The following is a 17596-nucleotide window of genomic DNA, read 5'->3' as shown; positions in this document are numbered from 1 at the left end:
CCTGGTCTGGTTGGATCGGAGCATGAGCACCCTTCCCGAGACGATCGAGCTCGACGGCGCCACCCTGATCCGGATCGACGCGCCGGAGGACATCGCCTGCTGGACCGCGGGCGTCGAGGGCGGGGACGGCGGCTGGACCGTGAGCATCATCGCCGAGCCGGCGGAGGCACCGAGCGCGGAGGCGCGGGAGGCGGCTCAGGGCATCGTGACCGAGTTCGCGGAGCTCAGCGAGGCCGCGATCCGCTACCTCGTGGAGGAGCTCGCCGGACCACGTGGCGACCTGTCGGACGCCGACAGGGCGCGACTCGCGGAGGAGGAGCCGCCGTTCGGCGCGCCCGAGGCCGTGGTGTGGCAGGACGGCACCTGGATGATGCGCTTCGCGGAGTGCGGCCTGGAGATCGGCGACGACTACGGCGTGGGCGTCATGTTCGCCGGCCGCGTCCCCGTCGCGGTCGAGGACCTGTCGGATCCCGACGACGTCTGAGTGGGCCGGGCTCGCTCAACGACCGGTGCCGGGCCGTGCTCGCTCAGCGACCGGTAAGGGCGCTCAACGGGCAGAGGACGGTGCGTTGTACTTGAAGCCCCGGTGCGATCCGGTGAAGCCGAGGCGCTCGTAGAAGCGGTGCGCCTCCACGCGCTGCGCATCCGAGGTGAGCTGCACGAGCGGGCTGCCCAGGTCGGCGGTCGCGACGTCCATGATCCAGCGCATGAGCGCGGAGCCGACGCCGCTCGAGCGCAGATCCGAGCTCACCCGCACCGCCTCGACGAGGAGGCGGGTCGAGCCGCGGCGGGACATCCCCGGAATGCGGGTGAGCTGGAACGTGCCGATGATCCGGCCGTCGTGCTCGGCGACGAGGAGGTCGTTGGAGCCGTCGGCGAGCACCGACTCCAGGCCCGCGGCGTAGGCGGGCAGGTCGTCGTCGGAGGCGGTGTCTCCGCGCGCTGCGCTGATCGCGTCATCGGCGAGCAGCGCGACGATCGCCGCGGTGTCCTCGGTGCGCGCGCGGCGCAGCACCACCTCCCCGATCCGGGTGTCGAGCGGAACGGGGAGGGCGAGGTCGGTGAGCATGCTCGGGTCAGGCCTCGACGGACTCGGGGTCTTCTGTCCGCTCGGCCACGGCGTCGACGCCGGCCTCCTTGCGCTGCTCCGCGGTGATCGGGGCGGGCGCGGCGGTGAGCGGGTCGAAGCCGTTGCCGGTCTTCGGGAAGGCGATGACCTCGCGGATCGACTCGGTCTTGGACAGGTGCTGCAACACGCGGTCCATGCCGAGCGCGATGCCGCCGTGCGGCGGGGCGCCGAACTTGAACGCGTCGAGCAGGAAGCCGAACTGCTCCTGCGCGATGTCGTCGGAGAGGCCCATGACCTCGAAGACGCGCTTCTGGATGTCCTCGCGGTGGATGCGGATGGATCCGCCGCCGAGCTCGGAGCCGTTGCAGACGATGTCGTAGGCGTAGGCGAGGGCGGATCCGGGGTCGGTGTCGAAGGTGGCCTCGAACTCCGGCTTCGGGCCGGTGAAGGCGTGGTGCACGGCGGTCCAGGCGCCCGCGCCGACGGCGACGTCGCCCGAGGCGACCGCGTCTGCGGCCGGCTCGAACATGGGGGCATCGACGACCCAGGTGAAGGCGAAGACCTCGGGGTCGAGCAGACCCAGGCGGCGGCCGATCTCGACGCGCGCGGCGCCGAGGAGCGCGCGCGAGTCCTTCGCGGATCCGGCGGCGAAGAAGGCGCAGTCGCCCGGCTTCGCGCCCACGAACTCGGCGAGGCCCGCCTGCTCGGCTTCGCTGAGGTTCTTCGCGACGGGGCCGCCGAGGGTGCCGTCCTCGTTGAACAGGACGTACGCGAGACCGCGCGCGCCGCGCTGCTTGGCCCAGTCCTGCCAGGCGTCGAGCACCTTGCGCGGCTGCGAGGCGCCGCCGGGCATGACGACCGCGCCCACGTAGTCGGCCTGGAAGACGCGGAAGGTGGTCTCGGAGAAGTACTCGGTCGCCTCGACGAGCTCGAGTCCGAAGCGCAGGTCGGGCTTGTCGGATCCGTACTTCGCCATCGCGTCGGCGTAGGTCATCCGCGGCAGCGGGGTCTGCACCTCGACGCCGATGGTGGCCCACATCGCGCGGATGACGGCCTCCATCATCTCGATGACGTCCTCCTGGTCGACGAAGGACATCTCGATGTCGAGCTGGGTGAACTCGGGCTGACGGTCGGCGCGGAAGTCCTCGTCGCGGTAGCAGCGCGCGATCTGGAAGTACTTCTCCACACCGCCGACCATGAGCAGCTGCTTGAACAGCTGCGGGCTCTGCGGCAGCGCGTACCAGCTGCCGGGGTGAAGGCGCGCGGGCACGACGAAGTCGCGGGCGCCCTCCGGGGTCGAGCGGGTCAGCGTCGGGGTCTCGACCTCGACGAACTCCCGCTCGTGCAGCACGTCGCGCAGGGCCTTGTAGACCTTCGAGCGCAGCTGCAGCGGGGCGATCGCGGCGGGGCGGCGGAGGTCGAGGTAGCGGTGCTTGAAGCGCACGTCCTCGCCGACCGGGTCGGTCTCGGCGAGGCCGGAGGAGACCTGGAACGGCAGCGGAGCCGACTCGTTCAGCACGACGACATCCTGCGCGACGATCTCGATCTCACCCGAGGGCAGGTTCGGGTTCTCGTTGCCGGCGGGGCGGCGCGACACCTCTCCGGTCACCTGCAGCACGAATTCGCTGCGCAGCGGGTGCGCGATCTCCTCGTCGCGGATGACGACCTGGGCGATGCCCGATGCGTCCCGCAGATCGATGAAGGCGACTCCTCCGTGGTCACGACGGCGATCGACCCATCCCGCAAGGGTGATGGTCTGACCGATGTGCTCGGCTCGCAGCGAGCCTGCCGTGTGGGTGCGAAGCACGGAATATGCCTTCCAAGGAGGGAAAAGGGATCCCCGCCATTCTACGGGGACGCGCGGAAGGCCTCGTGGTGGGCGATGCGGCCTCACTAGACTGCGGTGAACCTCATCCCACGCCCGGAAGGCACAGCAGATGAACATCGTCCACGCGTCCGATGCGACCGACGCCGTCAGCGGCGTCTACGCCGCGATCTTCTCCGGCACCGGCATCACCTTCTCGCTGATCCTCTACATCGTCATCGCGATCGCGCTGTGGCGCGTGTTCACGAAGGCCGGGCACCCCGGCATCCTCGCGATCATCCCGATCGTGAACCTCATCTTCCTCATCAAGATCGCCGGTATGAGCGGCTGGCTCGTGCTGCTGTACCTGATCCCGCTCGTGAACATCATCTTCGCGATCGTGGTCGCGGTGAAGCTCGGCAAGAACTTCGGCAAGGGCGGGGTGTTCTCGTTCTTCCTGCTGTGGCTGTTCTCGTTCATCGGCTACTTCATCATCGGATTCGGCTCGGCCGAGTACCGCCGCGCCTGAGCGGATGCCGGCGGAGCGTCTGCACCTCGTCCGCCACGGCGAGGTCTTCAATCCCGGGCGGATCCTGTACGGACGCCTGCCCGGCTATCACCTGAGCGACGCGGGTCGGCGGATGGCGCAGGCCGCCGCCGACCACGTCGCCGGGCTGGACCGTCCGGTCTCCGCGCTGCGGTGCTCCCCGCTCGAGCGCACGCAGGAGTCGGCCGAGCCGTTCACCGCGGCGTTCGGCCTGGACCCCGTGCTCGACGAGCGCATCATCGAGCCGTGGAACGTGTTCGAGGGCACGCAGATGCGCCGCGCCCTGATGAACCCGTGGAACTGGCGCCACCTGCGCCGCCCCTCGGTGCCGAGCTGGGGCGAGCCGTACGCCTCCGTCGCCGCGCGCATGCGCCACGCGATGGACGAGGCCTGGCACGGTGCCGACGGCGGCGACGTGGTGTTCGTCTCGCACCAGGCGCCGATCTGGATCACGCACCTGTCGGTCGCGGGGCTGCCGTTGCGGCACGATCCGCGGACCCGCCGCTGCGCGCTGTCCAGCGTCACCTCGTTCGAGCGCGTCGGCGACGTGTGGCGCGAGGTCGCCTATGCGGAACCGGCTGTGGCGGGGATCGACCTGGGCGCGGTCTGACGTCCGGCCGACGCGAATCCGATGCGACGCCGGACTGGCGGGCTGCGGCTACCGGGCGTTCTCCGGTGAGATCAGATGCGCAGGCCGGGTGGATCCGGCCGCGTGGCCGCGTCCGTGCGATCGTGCCGACCCGTGCGGAAGCGGCACGGGTTCCAGGTCGAACGGATCCGCGTCGCGCGCGGGCAGCAGGAAGCGCCGCTCGGCGGTCGCGGCGACGGGGACGAGCGCCCGGATCAGTGCGGCCCCGCGCACGCCGGCCTCGCGCAGGGCCTCGATCTCCGCGGGATTGAGTCCCTCCGGCTGATCGCCGTTGCCGAGGTCGGTGCCGTAGCGGACCGTGCCGCCGTGGGCGTGGAAGCGGCGCAGGTTGTCCAGGGCGATCGTCCGGGCCTCGCCCTCGTGGATCGCGAGCGTCGAGATCCAGGCGATCCGCCCGGCCTGAGCGGAGACCTCGGCATCGCTGAGCCGCTCGGTGAACGGCGTGTGGGCGAGTGCCCTGACGCCGAGCCGCGGCATGCGCTGCGCCTCGCCGGGGCCCTCCGCATGGGCGACCACGGGCAGCCCGTGGCGATCGGCGATGCGCACGATCGCCTGCAGCAGGTCGTCGCCGAACACGGGGCCCGCCGTGCTGTTGCTGGCGACCTTGATGACCGAGGCTCCTGCGGCCTTCATCTCGGCGACGGCGGCTTCCGCCGCATCGGCGTCGGCGACCTCACGGAAGGATCCCTCCGGCGCCCAGCTCCGGTCGGAGGGGTACCCGCCGATCGGGGTCAGGAATGCGCCCGCGAAGGAGATCGCGATGCCGCCCGGCGGGTCCGCGGCGAGGGAGGCGATGGTCGCGGGAGCGGATCCGAGATCCAGCACCCGGCCCAGCAGGCCGCCCGCCAGGCGCGCGGGATCGACGAGCTGCAGATGCACGTGGTGGTCCGTGAACCCGCCGATCACCGTGCCGTCCGCCACGCTCACGCCGTCACCGTCCGATCTCGGTGCGCACCGCGTAGAGCTCGGGGAAGAACGTCAGATCGAGTGCGCGCTGCAGGAAGTCGACGCCGCTGGATCCGCCCGTGCCGATCTTGCGCCCGATCGTCCGGGTCACCGTGCGCAGGTGCCGGAAGCGCCAGAACTGGAAGTTGTCCTCGACGTCGACGAGCTCTTCGCACGCCTCGTACAGGTCCCAGTGGTCGTGCGGGTTCTCGTAGATCTCGGTGAGCACGGGCACGAGCGAATCGTGCATCCGGTAGGGCTGGCGGACGTCCCGATCGAGGATCTCGGCGGGGACCGGCAGGCCGCGACGCGCGGCGAATCGCAGGAACTCGTCGTACAGGGTGGGGCGCTCGAACTCGGCCGTGAGCATCGCGAGGTTCTCGGGGTGGGTGCGGAACACGCTCAGCATCCGCTCGTTCTTGTTGCCGAGCGCGAACTCCACGGCGCGGTACTGCACCGACTGGAAGCCCGAGGAGTTGCCGAGGTCGCCGCGGAACTCCGCATACTCGGTGGGGGTGAGCGTCGCCAGCACCGACCACTGCTGCGTGAGCACCTCCTGGATGTGCTTCACGCGCGCGATGTGCTTGAGAGCCGAGCGCAGGTCGTCCTCCGCGAGCCGGTCGCGCGCGGTGCCGAGCTCGTGCAGGACGAGCTTGAGCCACAGCTCCGTCGTCTGGTGCTGGATGATGAACAGCATCTCGTCGTGGTGCTGCGGCACGCTGACCGGGTGCTGTGCGCTGAGGAGCCGATCCAGGTCGAGGTACGACCCGTAGGTCATCCGATCCTTCAGATCGGTGACGATGCCCTCTTCGAGCGCTCGCTCGTTCGCGGTCGTGTTGTCCGGCACGGGCGACCTCCTTGTCGTTGAACATGTCCAGTATTTCATCGGCGCTTCGGAAGCGTCTGTGATCGAAGCCATCGCTGCACTCCGGGATTCGCCGCGATGCACTTGTCATCGGCGCTGCGAGTGTGTAGACGCGAGCGTGTAGACGAGGCGCCGTATCCGGCGCCGCCCTCATGCGGCCGCCGTCGAGACGGAGCCCCTGTCGATCGCGTCGTCCTCCATGAACATGACCCGGGGTGGCGGCGCATCCGAGTACTCGACGCCGGCGGGGGTGGTCCAGACGATCGTGCCGTCCCGGCACTGTCGCGCGGTCCAGCGCCATCTCGGGTCGATGTCGGGGTGCTTGAGGGCGTGGTGGGCGGCGCAGAGGCAGGCGAGGTTCGTGATCGCGGTGGGTCCGCCCCGGGCGTGGTCGTAGGTGTGATCGATCTCGCATCGGCGTGCGGGTCTGCGGCAACCGGGGAACCGGCAGGTGCGATCTCGGGCCCGGAGATGTCGTCGCATCGCCTCCGTGGGCTGATAGGCGGTGGTGCGGGTGATCATCCCGGCGTCGTCGAGGTGCAGGCGTCGCCAGGCGGCGGCGGATGCGGCGAGGCCGCGCGCGGTGTCGGCGTCGATCGGGCCGTGGCCGTCGAGCTCGGCGAGGCGGTCGTCGATCCCCGCGAGGGTGGCGGCGCTGACGGTGACCTGCACCGTCGGGCGGATGCTGTCGAGGATCTCGGCGTCGTGGTCGAGGCGGCCGGCGAGCAGCCGCAGCAGGATCCGGTCGCAGCGCACCTGATCCAGGGTGCGCGCGTCGCCCCGGGTGCTGGGGTCGGCGCTGTCCTGCTTCGCCGCATGGAGGGTCGCGTGGCCCTCCTGCGTGACCAGGTCGTAGGCGGCGTGGACGAGCACGGCGGGGCCGGTGGACGTGCAGAGTCGCCTGTCCGCGTCCCTCGTCGGTCACCGTGACGCTCCGCTCGTCCTGTGCGCGATCGTGCTGCTCCTGCACGGTCGCGGGTGCGAGGGCGGCGACGACGCTCTCGGCGAAGGCCTTCGTGCGCGCGCGGGTCTCCGCGGACGCGTAGGGGACGACGGTCGTCTCGTAGGCGGCAGCCACGGCATCGTCCTCGGCGGGGAGGTCGCGCGCGGCCTCGACGATTACGTCGGCGTGCGCCAGCGTGAGCGCGCCGGCGGCGAGGGCTTCACGCGTGCTGCGGAGGCGCTCGTGCAGGGTGTGCGCATTGCCGAGCTGCTTCGCCGCGGCGTAGGCGGTGACCCGAAGCCCTGCGGAGAACTCGCTGATCATGGATCTTTCGGCCTGCTCGAACCCGTCCTGCCCCGGTCGGATCTCATCGAGGAGCAGCCGCACCCGTTCGGCGAGTCTCTCTGCCTTCCTGGCATGCAGCCGGGCGATCTCACGGTCGATCTCCGCGCACTCCTCGACCAGCGCCGCACTGCGGCGGAGCGTGTGGTCGGGGGCGATCTCCATGCTTCCAGCCTAGAACGCAGCACCGACATTCGCGGGCCTGAATCCGGATCTGGGGATTACCAGTATAGAACCTGTATTCGACGATCCAGAGGCGGGGTCAGCGCGTCCCGTCACAGCATGAGGTGCTGCGTCCGATCCTTCGAGCGCACGAGATCATGCCTGATGCGTCCGGTGCGTCGTCCAGAACGGGCCTGGTCGCTGCCGCACCGGCCGCATAGTTTTGGGACATGCCTAAGCGAGTCCTGGTTGCCGCACTTCCGCACGTGAACCTGCTGGACCTGTCCGGTCCGGTGCAGGTGTTCTCTGCGGCGTCGCATCTGGGGGCCGACTACGAGCTGACCTACGTGTCCCCCGTGGAGGCGGTGTCCTCTGCCCAGGGCGTCGTGCTGTCGTCGCTGGAGCCGCTTCCCACGGTAGCGGGAGAGGACCTCGTGCTGATCCCGGGACCCGATCTCACCCGCTCTCTGGAAGTCGACCCGGCGTTGATCGCCTGGATCCAGGGCGCCGCGGAGGCGGGCGCCACGCTGGCGTCCGTCTGCACGGGGGCGTTCCTCCTGGGGGAGGCCGGCCTGTTGAACGGGCGCCGTTGCACGGCCCACTGGAGCGTGATCGAGGGCATGCGGCAGCGCTACCCGCGTGCGAGGGTCGTGGACGACGTCTTGTTCGTGATGGACGGGCAGATCCTGAGCAGTGCCGGCATCGCATCCGGGATCGATCTGGCGCTGGCGATCGTGGACCGTCATCACGGCCCCGCGATGGCCGCTCGCGTGGCGCGCGAGCTGGTCGTCTACACGCGACGCAACGGCGAGGCGGCACCTCTCAGTCCGTTCGTCGCTCACCGGGAGCATGTCGTCCGGGAGGTGCAGGCGGTCCAGCAGATCTTGTCGGACGGTTTCGATCAGCAGCATCCGCTCTCGGCACTCGCGTCCGCGGTCAACCTCGCGCCTCGGACGCTGACGAACCACTTCGTGAAGACGATCGGCATGACCCCGCTGCAGTACCAGCAGTCGCTCCGGATCGGCCACGCTCGAACCCTGCTGGCGACCACCGAGCTGTCGATCGAAGACATCTCGCTCGCGTGCGGCTATGCCGACCCGCGCCACTTCCGCCGCGCTTTCACCCAGGCGCAGGGCGTACCACCGCGGGACTACCGCGAGGCCCTGAACGCCTGAGGCCCCCTTCCTGCTTTCCCACCCTCACCGGAGATCACCCATGAAGACCTACGTTCGTCGCGCCCTTCTCACGGTCGGCGGCATCGCCCTGTCCGCTGCAGTCCTGACGGGCACAGCCGCCGCCGGATTCGCCACCACGATGGCCCGCGACTTCTCCGTCACGGTCCCCGCCTCCCACACCATCGACCGCAGACCCGCCTCCCCGCCGGAGGAGGGCCGCATCCACGTCGCGGTGCTGCTGGGCGCGGGCGGAAGCGTCGCCACCGACGTGATGGGCCCGTTCGACGTGTTCGCCAGCTCACCCCGGTTCGATGTCCGGACCGTCGCATCCACTCGCGAACCCGTCGCGCTGTCCGGCGGTCTCACCGTCGTCCCGGACAGCACGTTCGCGGACTACGCTTCCGGGCGGCTTCGCCTTCCGGATCTGCTCGTGGTCCCCGCGATCACCGACCCTGCAGGATCCGTCGAGGCCGACCTCCGCTCCATGATCGAAACCGCGCACAGGGGCGGCAGGACCATCATGGGCGTGTGCGCGGGGGCGCGAGTGCTCGTCGAGACGGATGTCCTCCGCGGAAAGAGGGCGACCTCGTTCTGGTCGGACATCGACGGCATGCGTTCGTCTCACCCCGAAACCGTGTGGGTCAGCGGCCAGCGCTGGGTCGAGGATCGCGAGATCATCACCACGGCCGGCGTCAGCTCCGGGATCGCGGCCAGCCTGCATGTGGTGCAGAAGCTCGCCGGCGTCGCCGAGGCCGAGCGCATCGCCGACGACATCCGCTACCCGCACTGGGATCCGCACGGCGCCACCGGCATCCCCGTGAACACCGCGTCTCTGGACGACTACCCCTATGTCCTCGGTGCGACGATGCCGTGGGGGCAGCCTCGATACGGACTCGGGCTGACTCCCGGCGTCGACGAGATCGATGTCGCAGCCGCCGCCGAACTCTACGGCGGAGCCGCGTTCACCGCTCACATCACACCCGTCGCCGAAACCTCCACGGTGACGACGAAACACGGGCTCCGGCTCCTCGCCACACCTCTCGACAGTGCGGGAAGGCTCGACCGCCTCATCGTCCCCGGAGTCACCGCCACCTCCCTCGCAGCGAACGAGACTCCCGTCTTCCTCCCCGCGGCAGGGGCCACGAGCGGAAACACCAGCTTCGACCCCGTCCTCGCCGACATCGCTCGAACCGACGGGCGGCATCTCGCCGAGACCGCCGCCAAGTACATCGAATACCCGCTCCCGACTCTTCCCGAGGAGAGCGGATTCCCCACCCGCATCGCGATCCTGACGGGCGGCGCGCTCCTCGTCAGCGTCGCCGCAGGATTCGTCCCGCTCGCCGTCGCGCGCCTGCGTCCCGCCACCATGCTCGTGCAGGGGCGGCGCCGGGATCGGCAACGCCGCTAAGCTGAGGTCCGACAGCGCCTAGGGTTCCGGGGTTCGCCCGACTGGTCCGAGCGGCGCCACGCCGGGCCTTCGTGGGTCCGACGTCATCTGAACGGACAAAAGCCTGGAGGAACCACGTCCGTCGCGCCCGCGACGGACCGAAGGTTCCCATGTCTCTTCTCGCATTCGTCCTCGTCTTCTCCGCCGCCGTCGCGCACGCGGGCTGGAACGTGCTCGCGCACGGCATCAGCCGGGCGGGGCTCCCGTTCCTCTGGTGGGGCGCCGTCGCGAGCACAGTTCTCTGGATCGGAGCGGTGCCGTTCACCGGCGGCCTCGGAACCGACGACTTCGGCGGCTTCGTCCTCGGCGTGCTCGTCTCGAGCGTGCTCCACGTGGCCTACATGGCCGTGCTGCAGCACGGCTATCGGGTCGGCAACCTGTCCACGGTCTATGCGACGGCGCGCGGCACGGGTCCGTTCCTGTCGGTCATCATCGCGATGCTGCTGTTCGGCGAGCGCCCCTCGCCTCTCGCGCTGGCCGGGGTGGCGGTGGTCATCGTCGGCATCGTCGCGATCGGGTTCGTGGACCGGGCGGGGGCGGTGCGCCTGGACGCCGTGTCCCACGATCGCCGGCGGATCGATCCCGGGCTGCTCTTCGGCGTGCTCACCGGCGTCGCGATCGCGCTCTACACGATCTGGGACGCGTTCGTCGTGCGCTCGTTCTCGCTCTCCCCGGTCGCGTTCATGGTCGGCACCGCCGGCATGCAGGCGGTCTACTACTCCGCCGCGATGCGCCGCCGGTGGGCCGCCGCTGCGGCGCTGTGGCGCACCGAGTGGCGCCGGATCGTGGCCTTCGGGATCCTGTCGCCGCTGTCGTACATCCTCGTGCTGCAGGCGATCACGATCGCCCCCGTCGCGCTCGTCGCGCCACTGCGGGAGGTGAGCGTGGTGCTGGTCAGCCTGTTCGGCGCGTTCGTGCTGCGCGAGGGCCGCCCGGTCTGGCGGGTCGGCGCCGCCGCGGTGGTCGTCGCCGGGATCGCGCTGCTCGCGGTGTGAGGGAGGCCCGTCCGATGCGCTCGGGCGCCCGACGGGCCCCGGGGGCGGATCCGGCCGGCCTCAGCCGCCCACCGCGCGGAGGTACTGGCCGTCGGGGGAGATGCCGGATCCGGAGACCGTGAAGCGCACGATGCTGGAGAGGTAGCGGTCCTCGCTGGCCTCGAAGACGCGGCCGTCGGCGCCGCGGGAGGTGCGGCTGAGGCGGAGGATCGGGGTTCCCTGCGGCACCTGCAGCAGTGCCGCGTCCTGCTCGTCGGCGGCGACCGCGTCGATCTCGTGCTGCAGGCCCACGATCGGGTGACCCTGCGAGCCCAGGAATTCGGTGATCGAGACGGCATCGGTGTCGATCGCGAACAGCAGGCGGCCGACCTCCTCGGTGTAGAACAGCCGCTCGAGCATCGTCGGGCGGTCGTCGAGGAAGCGCAGCCGGACGACGCTCACGATCGTGTCGCCGGGATCCACGCCGAGGGCCTGCGCCTTCTCGGCACCCGCGCGACGCAGGCTCAGCTCCTGCGTGCGGGCGCCGGGCCGAGCGCCCAGCTCGCGCGCCCAGCGCGTGAACGGCACGGACACGTCGACGGCCTGGGTGGCCTTGCGCTCGACGACGCGCGCGGGCCGCCCGCGGGCGGTCTCGATGAGGCCCTCGGCGCGGAGGGCGGCGAGGGCGTTGCGGATCGGACCGCGCGAGGTGCTCCAGCGCTCCGCGAGCTCGGCCTCTGTCGGCACGGCGTCTCCCGGGCGCAACCGGCCCGCCGTGATCCTGGCGCGCAGATCGTCGGCGATCTGGGTGTAGACAACCTTGGGCACATAGGCATACTACTTCGTCGCCTCCTTCGGGCGCACCCCTGTTCCTGTGGTGTTCATTCAGGCGAAGCTCGGGTGAACAGTCGGGGAACAGTGCCGAGTTAGGTATACATCTCGACCGTGGGCTTGAGAGAGTCTTCGAGGATTCCCTCCGCACCTGAAACCCGAAAGGTCCTCATGAAGCTTCGCGCTCTCACCGTCGCAGCCGGCGCCGCCGTGCTCGCCCTCGGCCTGGCCGCGTGTTCCGGCACCGCCGGTGCCGCCACCGGCACCGACGCGCCCGCTGCCGCGAACGGCGGCTACGCCGTCGACGCGAACACCCTCGTCTTCGGCGTCGTGCCCGACTCGGTCGACACCCAGACCAACTACCAGCCGCTCATGGACTACCTCGCCAAGGAGACCGGCAAGAAGGTCGAGTACCACGAGTCGACCGACTACGCCGCGCTCATCGAGGCCGCCGTCGCCGGCAAGGTCGACGTCGCCTCGTTCTCCGGCTTCACCTACATCACCGCCACCAACGCCGGCGCCAAGCTGACCCCGATCTCCTCGATCGTCACCAAGCAGGGCCAGGAGCCGGGCTACTACTCCGAGGCGATCGTGCCGAAGGGATCCTCGATCACCTCGATCAAGGACTTCAAGGGCAAGAAGGTCTGCTTCGTGGACCCGTCCTCGACCTCGGGCTACCTCTTCCCGAGCTACAACCTCCTGAAGGACGGCATCGACCCCAAGACGGGCGTCACCCCGGTCTTCGCGGGCAAGCACGACGTCAGCGTGCAGAAGGTCGGCGAGGGCAAGGAGTGCGAGGCGGGCTTCGCCGAGGACAGCGAGGTCGCCAAGAGCGACAAGGTCACCGTCGTCGACAAGACGATGGTCCCCGGCGCCCCGCTGGTCTACAGCTCGGTCCTGCCGAAGGAGACCTCCGACAAGGTCGTGACCGCGCTCAAGGAGATCACGATCGACGACATCGTGAAGGCGGGCGTCAAGAACGCGGACAGCGACGCGTTCAAGGCGACGTTCTACGCGACCAAGCCGGTCGATGACAAGTACTACGACATCATCCGCGACATCTGCGACAAGACCAAGGCCGATCAGTGCAAGAAGTGATCTGACCGATCACACCGGGGCCGGCGGCACGCGCCGGCGGCCCCGGCTTGCGAGACACCACTCCCCGCATGAGACACCACGGCAGCCGTGGTGTCTCATGCCGGATCTGGTTTCTCGCGCAACGACCCGTCACAACCAGGAGCGCAAACACATGAGCACCCCCGCCTCGTCCGAGCCGGTCATCCGCCTCGCCGGCGTCACCAAGCAGTTCGGCGCGACCACCGCCCTCAGGGGCGCGGACCTCGAGGTCGCGCGCGGCGAGATCGTCGTGCTCCTCGGGCTCTCCGGATCCGGCAAGTCGACCCTGCTGCGGCATCTCGACGGACTGGAGACGCCGACCTCGGGCAGCGTCGAGGTGCTCGGATCCTCCGTCCCGGCGCTCAAGGGCAAGGCCCTGCGCAGCCTCCGCAGCCGGGTCGGCTTCATCTTCCAGCAGTTCGAGCTGGTGCCCTCACTCACGGTGCTGGAGAACGTGCTGACCGGATCCCTCTCCTCCGTGCGCGGCCCGCGCCTCGGCCTCTGGGGCTACTCGAAGGACGCGAAGCTGCGCGCCCTCGGCCATCTGGAGCGCGTGGGGCTGCTCGACCGCGCCTACCAGCGCAGCGACACCCTCTCCGGCGGCCAGCAGCAGCGCGTGGCCATCGCCCGAGCGCTCATGCAGCGCCCCGAGATCCTGCTCGCCGACGAGCCCGTCGCCTCGCTCGACCCCGAATCGAGCGACCAGGTCATGGCGCTCATCCGCGAGATCGCGGCCGATCAGGGCCTCACCGTGGTGTGCAGCCTGCACCAGGTCGACCTGGCGATCAGCTGGGCCGACCGCATCGTGGGCCTGCGCCACGGCGAGGTCGTGCTGAACACATCCACCACCGGCCTCAGCAAGGCCGAGGTCATGGAGATCTACGGCCGGGTCGCCACGACCACTGCCGACCTCACCGCCGTGACGACCGAGCTCATCGAGCAGGGGATCGCGACGCCTGCCGCGCCGTCGGGGGCGCGCTCGTGACGGTCGTCGCGGCGCCCCGTCGTGAGGGCTACGTCGGCGGCCTCCTCTCCCGCGCGCCGAAGCACCGGGTCTCGCCCGAGCGCATCGCGGCCTCGCTCACGCTCATCGTGCTCGTCGGGCTCGGCATCGCCTCGCTCGTGCAGAGCGGCTTCTCGCTCGCCGGCGTCTTCCAGAGCTGGGGCAACGCGCAGCGCTTCATGACCCGGGTGGGGGCGCTCACGTTCCCCGCGCCGCTCGACCTGCTCTGGCTGATCGCGCTCACCGTGGGCCTGGTGCTCGTCGGCACCCTCGTCGCCGCCGTGCTCTCGGTGCCGATCGCCTACCTCGCCGCCGCGAACACCACGCCGGGACCCGTCTGGCGCGGGATCGCCCGGTTCATCGGCGTGCTCACCCGTTCGATCCCGGACGTCGTGCTCGCCATGGCGTTCGTGCTCATGTTCTCGCTGGGCACGCTGCCCGGCATCCTCGCGATCGGCATCCACTCGATCGGCATGATCTCGAAGATGTTCGCCGACGCGATCGAGCAGATCGACGAGGGCCCGCGTCTCGCGATCCGCGCCGCGGGAGGCACCAGGCTGCAGCAGTTCACCGCGGGCGTGCTGCCGCAGGTGCTGCCCAGCTGGGTGGCGACCGTGCTGCACCGCAACGACATCAACCTGCGCGGCAGCGTCGTGCTCGGCTACGTCGGCGTCGCGGGCCTCGGCCTGGAAATGTCCTACGCGTTCAAGGCGCTCAACTACGGCCGAGGCCTCGGGATCGCCCTGGTGATCTTCGTGCTCTGCGTCGTCATGGAGATCGTCTCGAGCGCCGTGCGCGGCGCGATGCTCGGCGAGACCGCGCAGACGCGCTCCTGGATCGACCGGATCCTGCACCCGCGCCTCCGCCGCACCGACGCGGCGACGGGCACCGCCGGAGCTGGCATCGCGCTGGCCACCGGCGCCGCGAAGCCGGCATGGGCGGCCTCTCCCGCCGCGGCCGTGCGCCGCCCGTGGACGCGCGAGCGCCGCCGCAACACGATCGCCGGCTGGATCGCGGTCGCGATCGTGATCGGCAGCCTCCTCGTCTGCCAGATCCAGTGGAGCGACCTCCTCACGGTGTGGGCGAAGATCCCGGAGACCGCCGCGAAGTTCTGGCCGCCCGACTTCGGCAACTACGACGCCTCCGTCATGCTCGGCGCCATGCGGGACACGATCGCGATCGCGCTCGCCGCCACCGTGCTGACGCTGCTGCCCTCGCTCCTGCTCGGCTCCTTCGCGGCCCGCAACGTCGCCCCGAACGGCACGGTGCGCGGCATCGCCCGGTTCCTGCTCGTCGGCATCCGCGGCATCCCGGAGCTCATCCTCGCGATCGTGCTCATCGTGGTCACCGGCCTCGGTCCGACCGCGGGCATCGTGGCCCTCGCGATCGGCGGGATCGGCCTGCTGGGCAAGCTCGTCGCGGACTCTTTCGAAGAGGTCGACCGCGGCCCGGAGCGCGCTCTGCGCGCGGTCGGCGCCACCCGGATCCAGACCTATGCCTCCGCGACCGTGCCGCAGGGCACGCGCGCGCTCATCGGGCACAGCTTCTACATGCTCGACACGAACATCCGCGCGGCGACGATCCTCGGCATCGTCGGCGGCGGCGGTGTGGGCTACTACCTGCTGAACGCCGGGCAGGGCTCGCGCTACGAGGTCGTGACGGCGATCGTGCTGATGATCCTCGCCACGGTGCTCGTGGTCGAGGGGCTCGCGATGTGGATGCGGAGGGTTTTCCGATGACGGAAGGGAAGGCGATGACCGCTTCTCCGGACGACAGGTTCGACGTCGCGATCGTCGGATCCGGCATCGTCGGCCTCGGCGCGGCGTACGCGGCCGTGCGACGAGGGCTGCGTGTCGTGGTCGTGGACCGCACCGACCGGCCCGTGGGCGCGACGATCCGCAACTTCGGACATCTCTGCATCGGCGCGCAGGACGGCGCGGCGCGCGCCTACGGCGAGGCGTCCCGCGGGATCTGGCTGCGCCTCGCCGCCGAGACCGGATTCTGGGTGCGCGAGAGCGGCACGCTCGTCGTCGCCAGGGCGGAGGACGAGCGGGCGCTCCTCGAGGAGGCCGCAGGGGCCGAGGGCGAGCACGGCGGGATCCGCCTTCTCTCTCCCTCCGCGGTGACCGAGCTCGCCCCGGTCCGTCCGGAGGTCGTGCGCGGCGGCGCGCTCGTGGCCGGCGACCTGCAGGTGAATCCGCGGGAGGCCGCCGGAGCGATCGTGCGGCGCCTCGCGGCGCTCGGCGTGGAGTTCCGCTTCCGCACCGCGGTCACCGCGGTCGAGACGGGGCTCGTGCGCACGACCCGCGGCGACATCGCGGCGGACGACGTGGTCGTGGCCGTGAACCACGACGTCGACCAGCTGCTTCCCGCTCTCGCCGAGCGTGCGGGCGTGATCCGCTGCGCTCTCGACATGATGCGCGTTTCGGCCGATCTGCGCTCGCCGCTGCAGGCGCCGCTGCTCACCGGCTGGTCGCTCGTGCGCTACCGCCGATTCGCCGGCCTGGGCACCGCGACGGCGCTCCGCGAGCGGCTGCACGCCGAGCGCCCGGAGCTGGCCGCGCTCGATCTGAACCAGATGTACACGCAGCTGCCCGACGGGACGCTGCTGCTCGGCGACTCGCACCACAAGGCGGTGCAGCCGGAGCCGTTCCAGCCCGAGGCCGCGTTCGACGCGTTCCTCGCCGAGGCGCGCGAGCTCTTCGACGTCGGCGGGATGCGCGTGCTCGAACGCTGGCAGGGCGTGTACGCCGCCGCGGGCGAGGAGTTCCTCATCGAGGAGGTCGCGCCGCGCGTGCTCGCGCTCGCCGCGACCACCGGTATCGGCATGACCACGGGACTCGGGCTCGCCGAGCTCGAGACCGCCCGCGTCTTCGGCTGGGGCGGATCCGGATCCGCGGACGCCGACGCGTCCGTCGCCGACGGAGCACAGACACCCGCCATCGCCGGCGGCGCAGGAACGACCGCCATCGTCGGCGGCATCGCACAGGAGGAGAACGCATGAACCCGCACACCCCGATCGAACTGGTCGTGCTCGACATGGCAGGAACCACCGTGCTCGACGACGGCATCGTGGAGCAGGCGTTCCAGCGCGCGGCCGAGCGCACCGGCGTGGCCGCGCGGATCGGCTGGGACGAGGCGCTGCAGTACGTGCGCGACACCATGGGGCAGTCCAAGATCGACGTCTTCACGCACCTCGCCGAGGGCGACGTCGAGGCGGCGGAGCGCGCCACGGCGCAGTTCGAGGCCGCCTACGCCGAGATCGTGGCCGAGCAGGGCGCGACGGAGATCCCCGGTGCGGCCGACGCCATCCGCGCCCTGCGGGCCGCGGGCCTGAAGGTCTGGCTGACCACCGGGTTCGCCCCGGTCACGCGCGACGCGATCCTGGACGCCCTGGGCTGGCGGGACCTCGTCGACGGCGTGCTGAGCCCGGTCGACGCCGGTCGCGGGCGCCCCGCCCCCGACCTCGTGCTCACCGCGCTGCTGCGCGCAGGCGCCTCCTCGGTGCACGCGGTCGCGGTCGCCGGCGACACGGTCAGCGACGTGCAGTCGGGTCGCAGGGCCGGCGCCGGCTTCGTCGCGGGCGTGCTGAGCGGCGCGCACGACGCGGTCGCGCTCGAGACCGCCGATCCCGATGCCGTGCTGCCCGACGTCACCGCCCTTCTCGGCGCGCTCGCCGAGCGCGGCCTCGTCCCGGCTCTCGCGCCGATCGCGGCCGACTGAC

General features: G+C 70.7%; 18 protein-coding genes. 12 read left to right on the top strand and 6 right to left on the bottom strand.

Annotated features, from left to right (window positions below):
• Window positions 1–22: 22 nt before the first annotated feature.
• Window positions 23–484, top strand: a complete 462-nt coding sequence (locus tag ACIPY5_RS10095; RefSeq protein WP_400970028.1) for a hypothetical protein — start codon at window positions 23–25, stop codon at window positions 482–484.
• 63 nt (window positions 485–547) lie between these two features.
• On the opposite strand, the gene ACIPY5_RS10090 is transcribed toward ACIPY5_RS10095, so the two are convergent.
• Together ACIPY5_RS10090 and aspS are read right to left on the bottom strand one after the other, a co-directional pair.
• Window positions 548–1069: a GNAT family N-acetyltransferase gene (locus ACIPY5_RS10090; RefSeq protein ID WP_400970025.1), complete on the bottom strand. Its 522-nt coding sequence runs from the start codon at window positions 1067–1069 to the stop codon at window positions 548–550.
• A 7-nt stretch (window positions 1070–1076) separates the two neighbouring features.
• A complete protein-coding gene (gene aspS / locus ACIPY5_RS10085) occupies window positions 1077–2876 on the bottom strand; it encodes an aspartate--tRNA ligase (RefSeq protein ID WP_400970022.1) in 1800 nt (599 codons plus the stop codon).
• Window positions 2877–3006: 130 nt separating this feature from the next.
• On the opposite strand from aspS, the gene ACIPY5_RS10080 reads away from it, so the two are divergent.
• Entirely contained in the window at window positions 3007–3402 is a 396-nt protein-coding gene (locus ACIPY5_RS10080; protein WP_309339500.1) for a DUF5684 domain-containing protein, read from the top strand.
• A gap of 4 nt (window positions 3403–3406) precedes the next feature.
• Window positions 3407–4030 carry a histidine phosphatase family protein gene (locus tag ACIPY5_RS10075; RefSeq protein WP_400970019.1) on the top strand — a complete coding sequence of 208 codons (624 nt, stop codon included), beginning with the start codon at window positions 3407–3409 and terminating at the stop codon, window positions 4028–4030.
• A 48-nt stretch (window positions 4031–4078) separates the two neighbouring features.
• Here the strand turns inward: ACIPY5_RS10075 and ACIPY5_RS10070 are convergent, their stop codons facing one another.
• From ACIPY5_RS10070 to ACIPY5_RS10060, 3 genes are all read right to left on the bottom strand, one after another.
• Window positions 4079–4996: a hydrolase gene (locus ACIPY5_RS10070; protein ID WP_400970017.1), complete on the bottom strand. Its 918-nt coding sequence runs from the start codon at window positions 4994–4996 to the stop codon at window positions 4079–4081.
• A gap of 4 nt (window positions 4997–5000) precedes the next feature.
• Window positions 5001–5861, bottom strand: coding sequence for a tryptophan 2,3-dioxygenase (kynA, locus tag ACIPY5_RS10065; RefSeq protein WP_400970014.1), 861 nt, complete (start codon window positions 5859–5861; stop codon window positions 5001–5003).
• Between the two features lie 168 nt (window positions 5862–6029).
• Complete coding sequence (locus ACIPY5_RS10060) at window positions 6030–6752, bottom strand: HNH endonuclease signature motif containing protein (RefSeq protein ID WP_400970011.1); 723 nt, start codon at window positions 6750–6752, stop codon at window positions 6030–6032.
• Window positions 6753–6762: 10 nt separating this feature from the next.
• On the opposite strand from ACIPY5_RS10060, the gene ACIPY5_RS10055 reads away from it, so the two are divergent.
• The 4 genes from ACIPY5_RS10055 (at window position 6763) to ACIPY5_RS10040 (ending at window position 10943) form a co-directional block, all read left to right on the top strand.
• Complete coding sequence (locus ACIPY5_RS10055; RefSeq protein ID WP_400970009.1) at window positions 6763–7596, top strand: hypothetical protein; 834 nt, start codon at window positions 6763–6765, stop codon at window positions 7594–7596.
• Entirely contained in the window at window positions 7557–8501 is a 945-nt protein-coding gene (locus ACIPY5_RS10050; RefSeq protein WP_400970006.1) for a GlxA family transcriptional regulator, read from the top strand. The genes ACIPY5_RS10055 and ACIPY5_RS10050 overlap by 40 nt, the downstream gene beginning before the upstream one ends.
• Window positions 8502–8541: 40 nt before the next feature.
• The gene (locus ACIPY5_RS10045; protein ID WP_400970003.1) at window positions 8542–9909 is read left to right on the top strand and encodes a DJ-1/PfpI family protein; all 1368 of its coding nucleotides are present in this window, start codon (window positions 8542–8544) and stop codon (window positions 9907–9909) included.
• A 149-nt stretch (window positions 9910–10058) separates the two neighbouring features.
• Window positions 10059–10943 (top strand): EamA family transporter, encoded by an 885-nt coding sequence (locus ACIPY5_RS10040; RefSeq protein ID WP_400970000.1) that lies wholly within the window; start codon window positions 10059–10061, stop codon window positions 10941–10943.
• A 60-nt stretch (window positions 10944–11003) separates the two neighbouring features.
• Here the strand turns inward: ACIPY5_RS10040 and ACIPY5_RS10035 are convergent, their stop codons facing one another.
• Window positions 11004–11750, bottom strand: coding sequence for a GntR family transcriptional regulator (locus ACIPY5_RS10035; RefSeq protein ID WP_400969997.1), 747 nt, complete (start codon window positions 11748–11750; stop codon window positions 11004–11006).
• Window positions 11751–11924: 174 nt separating this feature from the next.
• On the opposite strand from ACIPY5_RS10035, the gene ACIPY5_RS10030 reads away from it, so the two are divergent.
• From ACIPY5_RS10030 to ACIPY5_RS10010, 5 genes are all read left to right on the top strand, one after another.
• On the top strand, window positions 11925–12851 hold the full coding sequence (locus tag ACIPY5_RS10030) for a phosphate/phosphite/phosphonate ABC transporter substrate-binding protein (protein ID WP_309339485.1): 927 nt from the start codon (window positions 11925–11927) through the stop codon (window positions 12849–12851).
• 151 nt (window positions 12852–13002) lie between these two features.
• Window positions 13003–13854, top strand: coding sequence for a phosphonate ABC transporter ATP-binding protein (gene phnC / locus ACIPY5_RS10025; RefSeq protein WP_400969994.1), 852 nt, complete (start codon window positions 13003–13005; stop codon window positions 13852–13854).
• Window positions 13851–15611: a phosphonate ABC transporter, permease protein PhnE gene (gene phnE, locus ACIPY5_RS10020; protein WP_400969991.1), complete on the top strand. Its 1761-nt coding sequence runs from the start codon at window positions 13851–13853 to the stop codon at window positions 15609–15611. Before phnC ends, phnE begins: the two co-directional genes overlap by 4 nt.
• A complete protein-coding gene (locus ACIPY5_RS10015) occupies window positions 15608–16876 on the top strand; it encodes a TIGR03364 family FAD-dependent oxidoreductase (RefSeq protein WP_400969987.1) in 1269 nt (422 codons plus the stop codon). Before phnE ends, ACIPY5_RS10015 begins: the two co-directional genes overlap by 4 nt.
• The gene (locus tag ACIPY5_RS10010) at window positions 16873–17595 is read left to right on the top strand and encodes a phosphonatase-like hydrolase (protein ID WP_309339478.1); all 723 of its coding nucleotides are present in this window, start codon (window positions 16873–16875) and stop codon (window positions 17593–17595) included. The genes ACIPY5_RS10015 and ACIPY5_RS10010 overlap by 4 nt, the downstream gene beginning before the upstream one ends.
• The last annotated feature ends 1 nt before the right edge of the window (window position 17596 follow it).

This window comes from Microbacterium sp. NPDC089698 (genome assembly GCF_044749045.1).
Classification (GTDB): Bacteria; Actinomycetota; Actinomycetes; order Actinomycetales; family Microbacteriaceae; genus Microbacterium.
Note: the sequence above shows the minus strand (reverse complement) of the source record. Positions and strands in the feature narration are given on the sequence as shown.

What these genes read in the sequence shown, in the direction of transcription:
- ACIPY5_RS10015 (WP_400969987.1), top strand. Translation starts at nt 15,608, where the DNA reads ATGACGGAAGGGAAGGCGATGACCGCTTCTCCGGACGACAGGTTCGAC.
- ACIPY5_RS10090 (WP_400970025.1), bottom strand. Translation starts at nt 1,069, where the DNA reads ATGCTCACCGACCTCGCCCTCCCCGTTCCGCTCGACACCCGGATCGGG.
- ACIPY5_RS10075 (WP_400970019.1), top strand. Translation starts at nt 3,407, where the DNA reads ATGCCGGCGGAGCGTCTGCACCTCGTCCGCCACGGCGAGGTCTTCAAT.
- ACIPY5_RS10095 (WP_400970028.1), top strand. Translation starts at nt 23, where the DNA reads ATGAGCACCCTTCCCGAGACGATCGAGCTCGACGGCGCCACCCTGATC.
- ACIPY5_RS10040 (WP_400970000.1), top strand. Translation starts at nt 10,059, where the DNA reads ATGTCTCTTCTCGCATTCGTCCTCGTCTTCTCCGCCGCCGTCGCGCAC.
- phnC (WP_400969994.1), top strand. Translation starts at nt 13,003, where the DNA reads ATGAGCACCCCCGCCTCGTCCGAGCCGGTCATCCGCCTCGCCGGCGTC.
- ACIPY5_RS10050 (WP_400970006.1), top strand. Translation starts at nt 7,557, where the DNA reads ATGCCTAAGCGAGTCCTGGTTGCCGCACTTCCGCACGTGAACCTGCTG.
- ACIPY5_RS10010 (WP_309339478.1), top strand. Translation starts at nt 16,873, where the DNA reads ATGAACCCGCACACCCCGATCGAACTGGTCGTGCTCGACATGGCAGGA.
- ACIPY5_RS10045 (WP_400970003.1), top strand. Translation starts at nt 8,542, where the DNA reads ATGAAGACCTACGTTCGTCGCGCCCTTCTCACGGTCGGCGGCATCGCC.
- ACIPY5_RS10080 (WP_309339500.1), top strand. Translation starts at nt 3,007, where the DNA reads ATGAACATCGTCCACGCGTCCGATGCGACCGACGCCGTCAGCGGCGTC.
- ACIPY5_RS10030 (WP_309339485.1), top strand. Translation starts at nt 11,925, where the DNA reads ATGAAGCTTCGCGCTCTCACCGTCGCAGCCGGCGCCGCCGTGCTCGCC.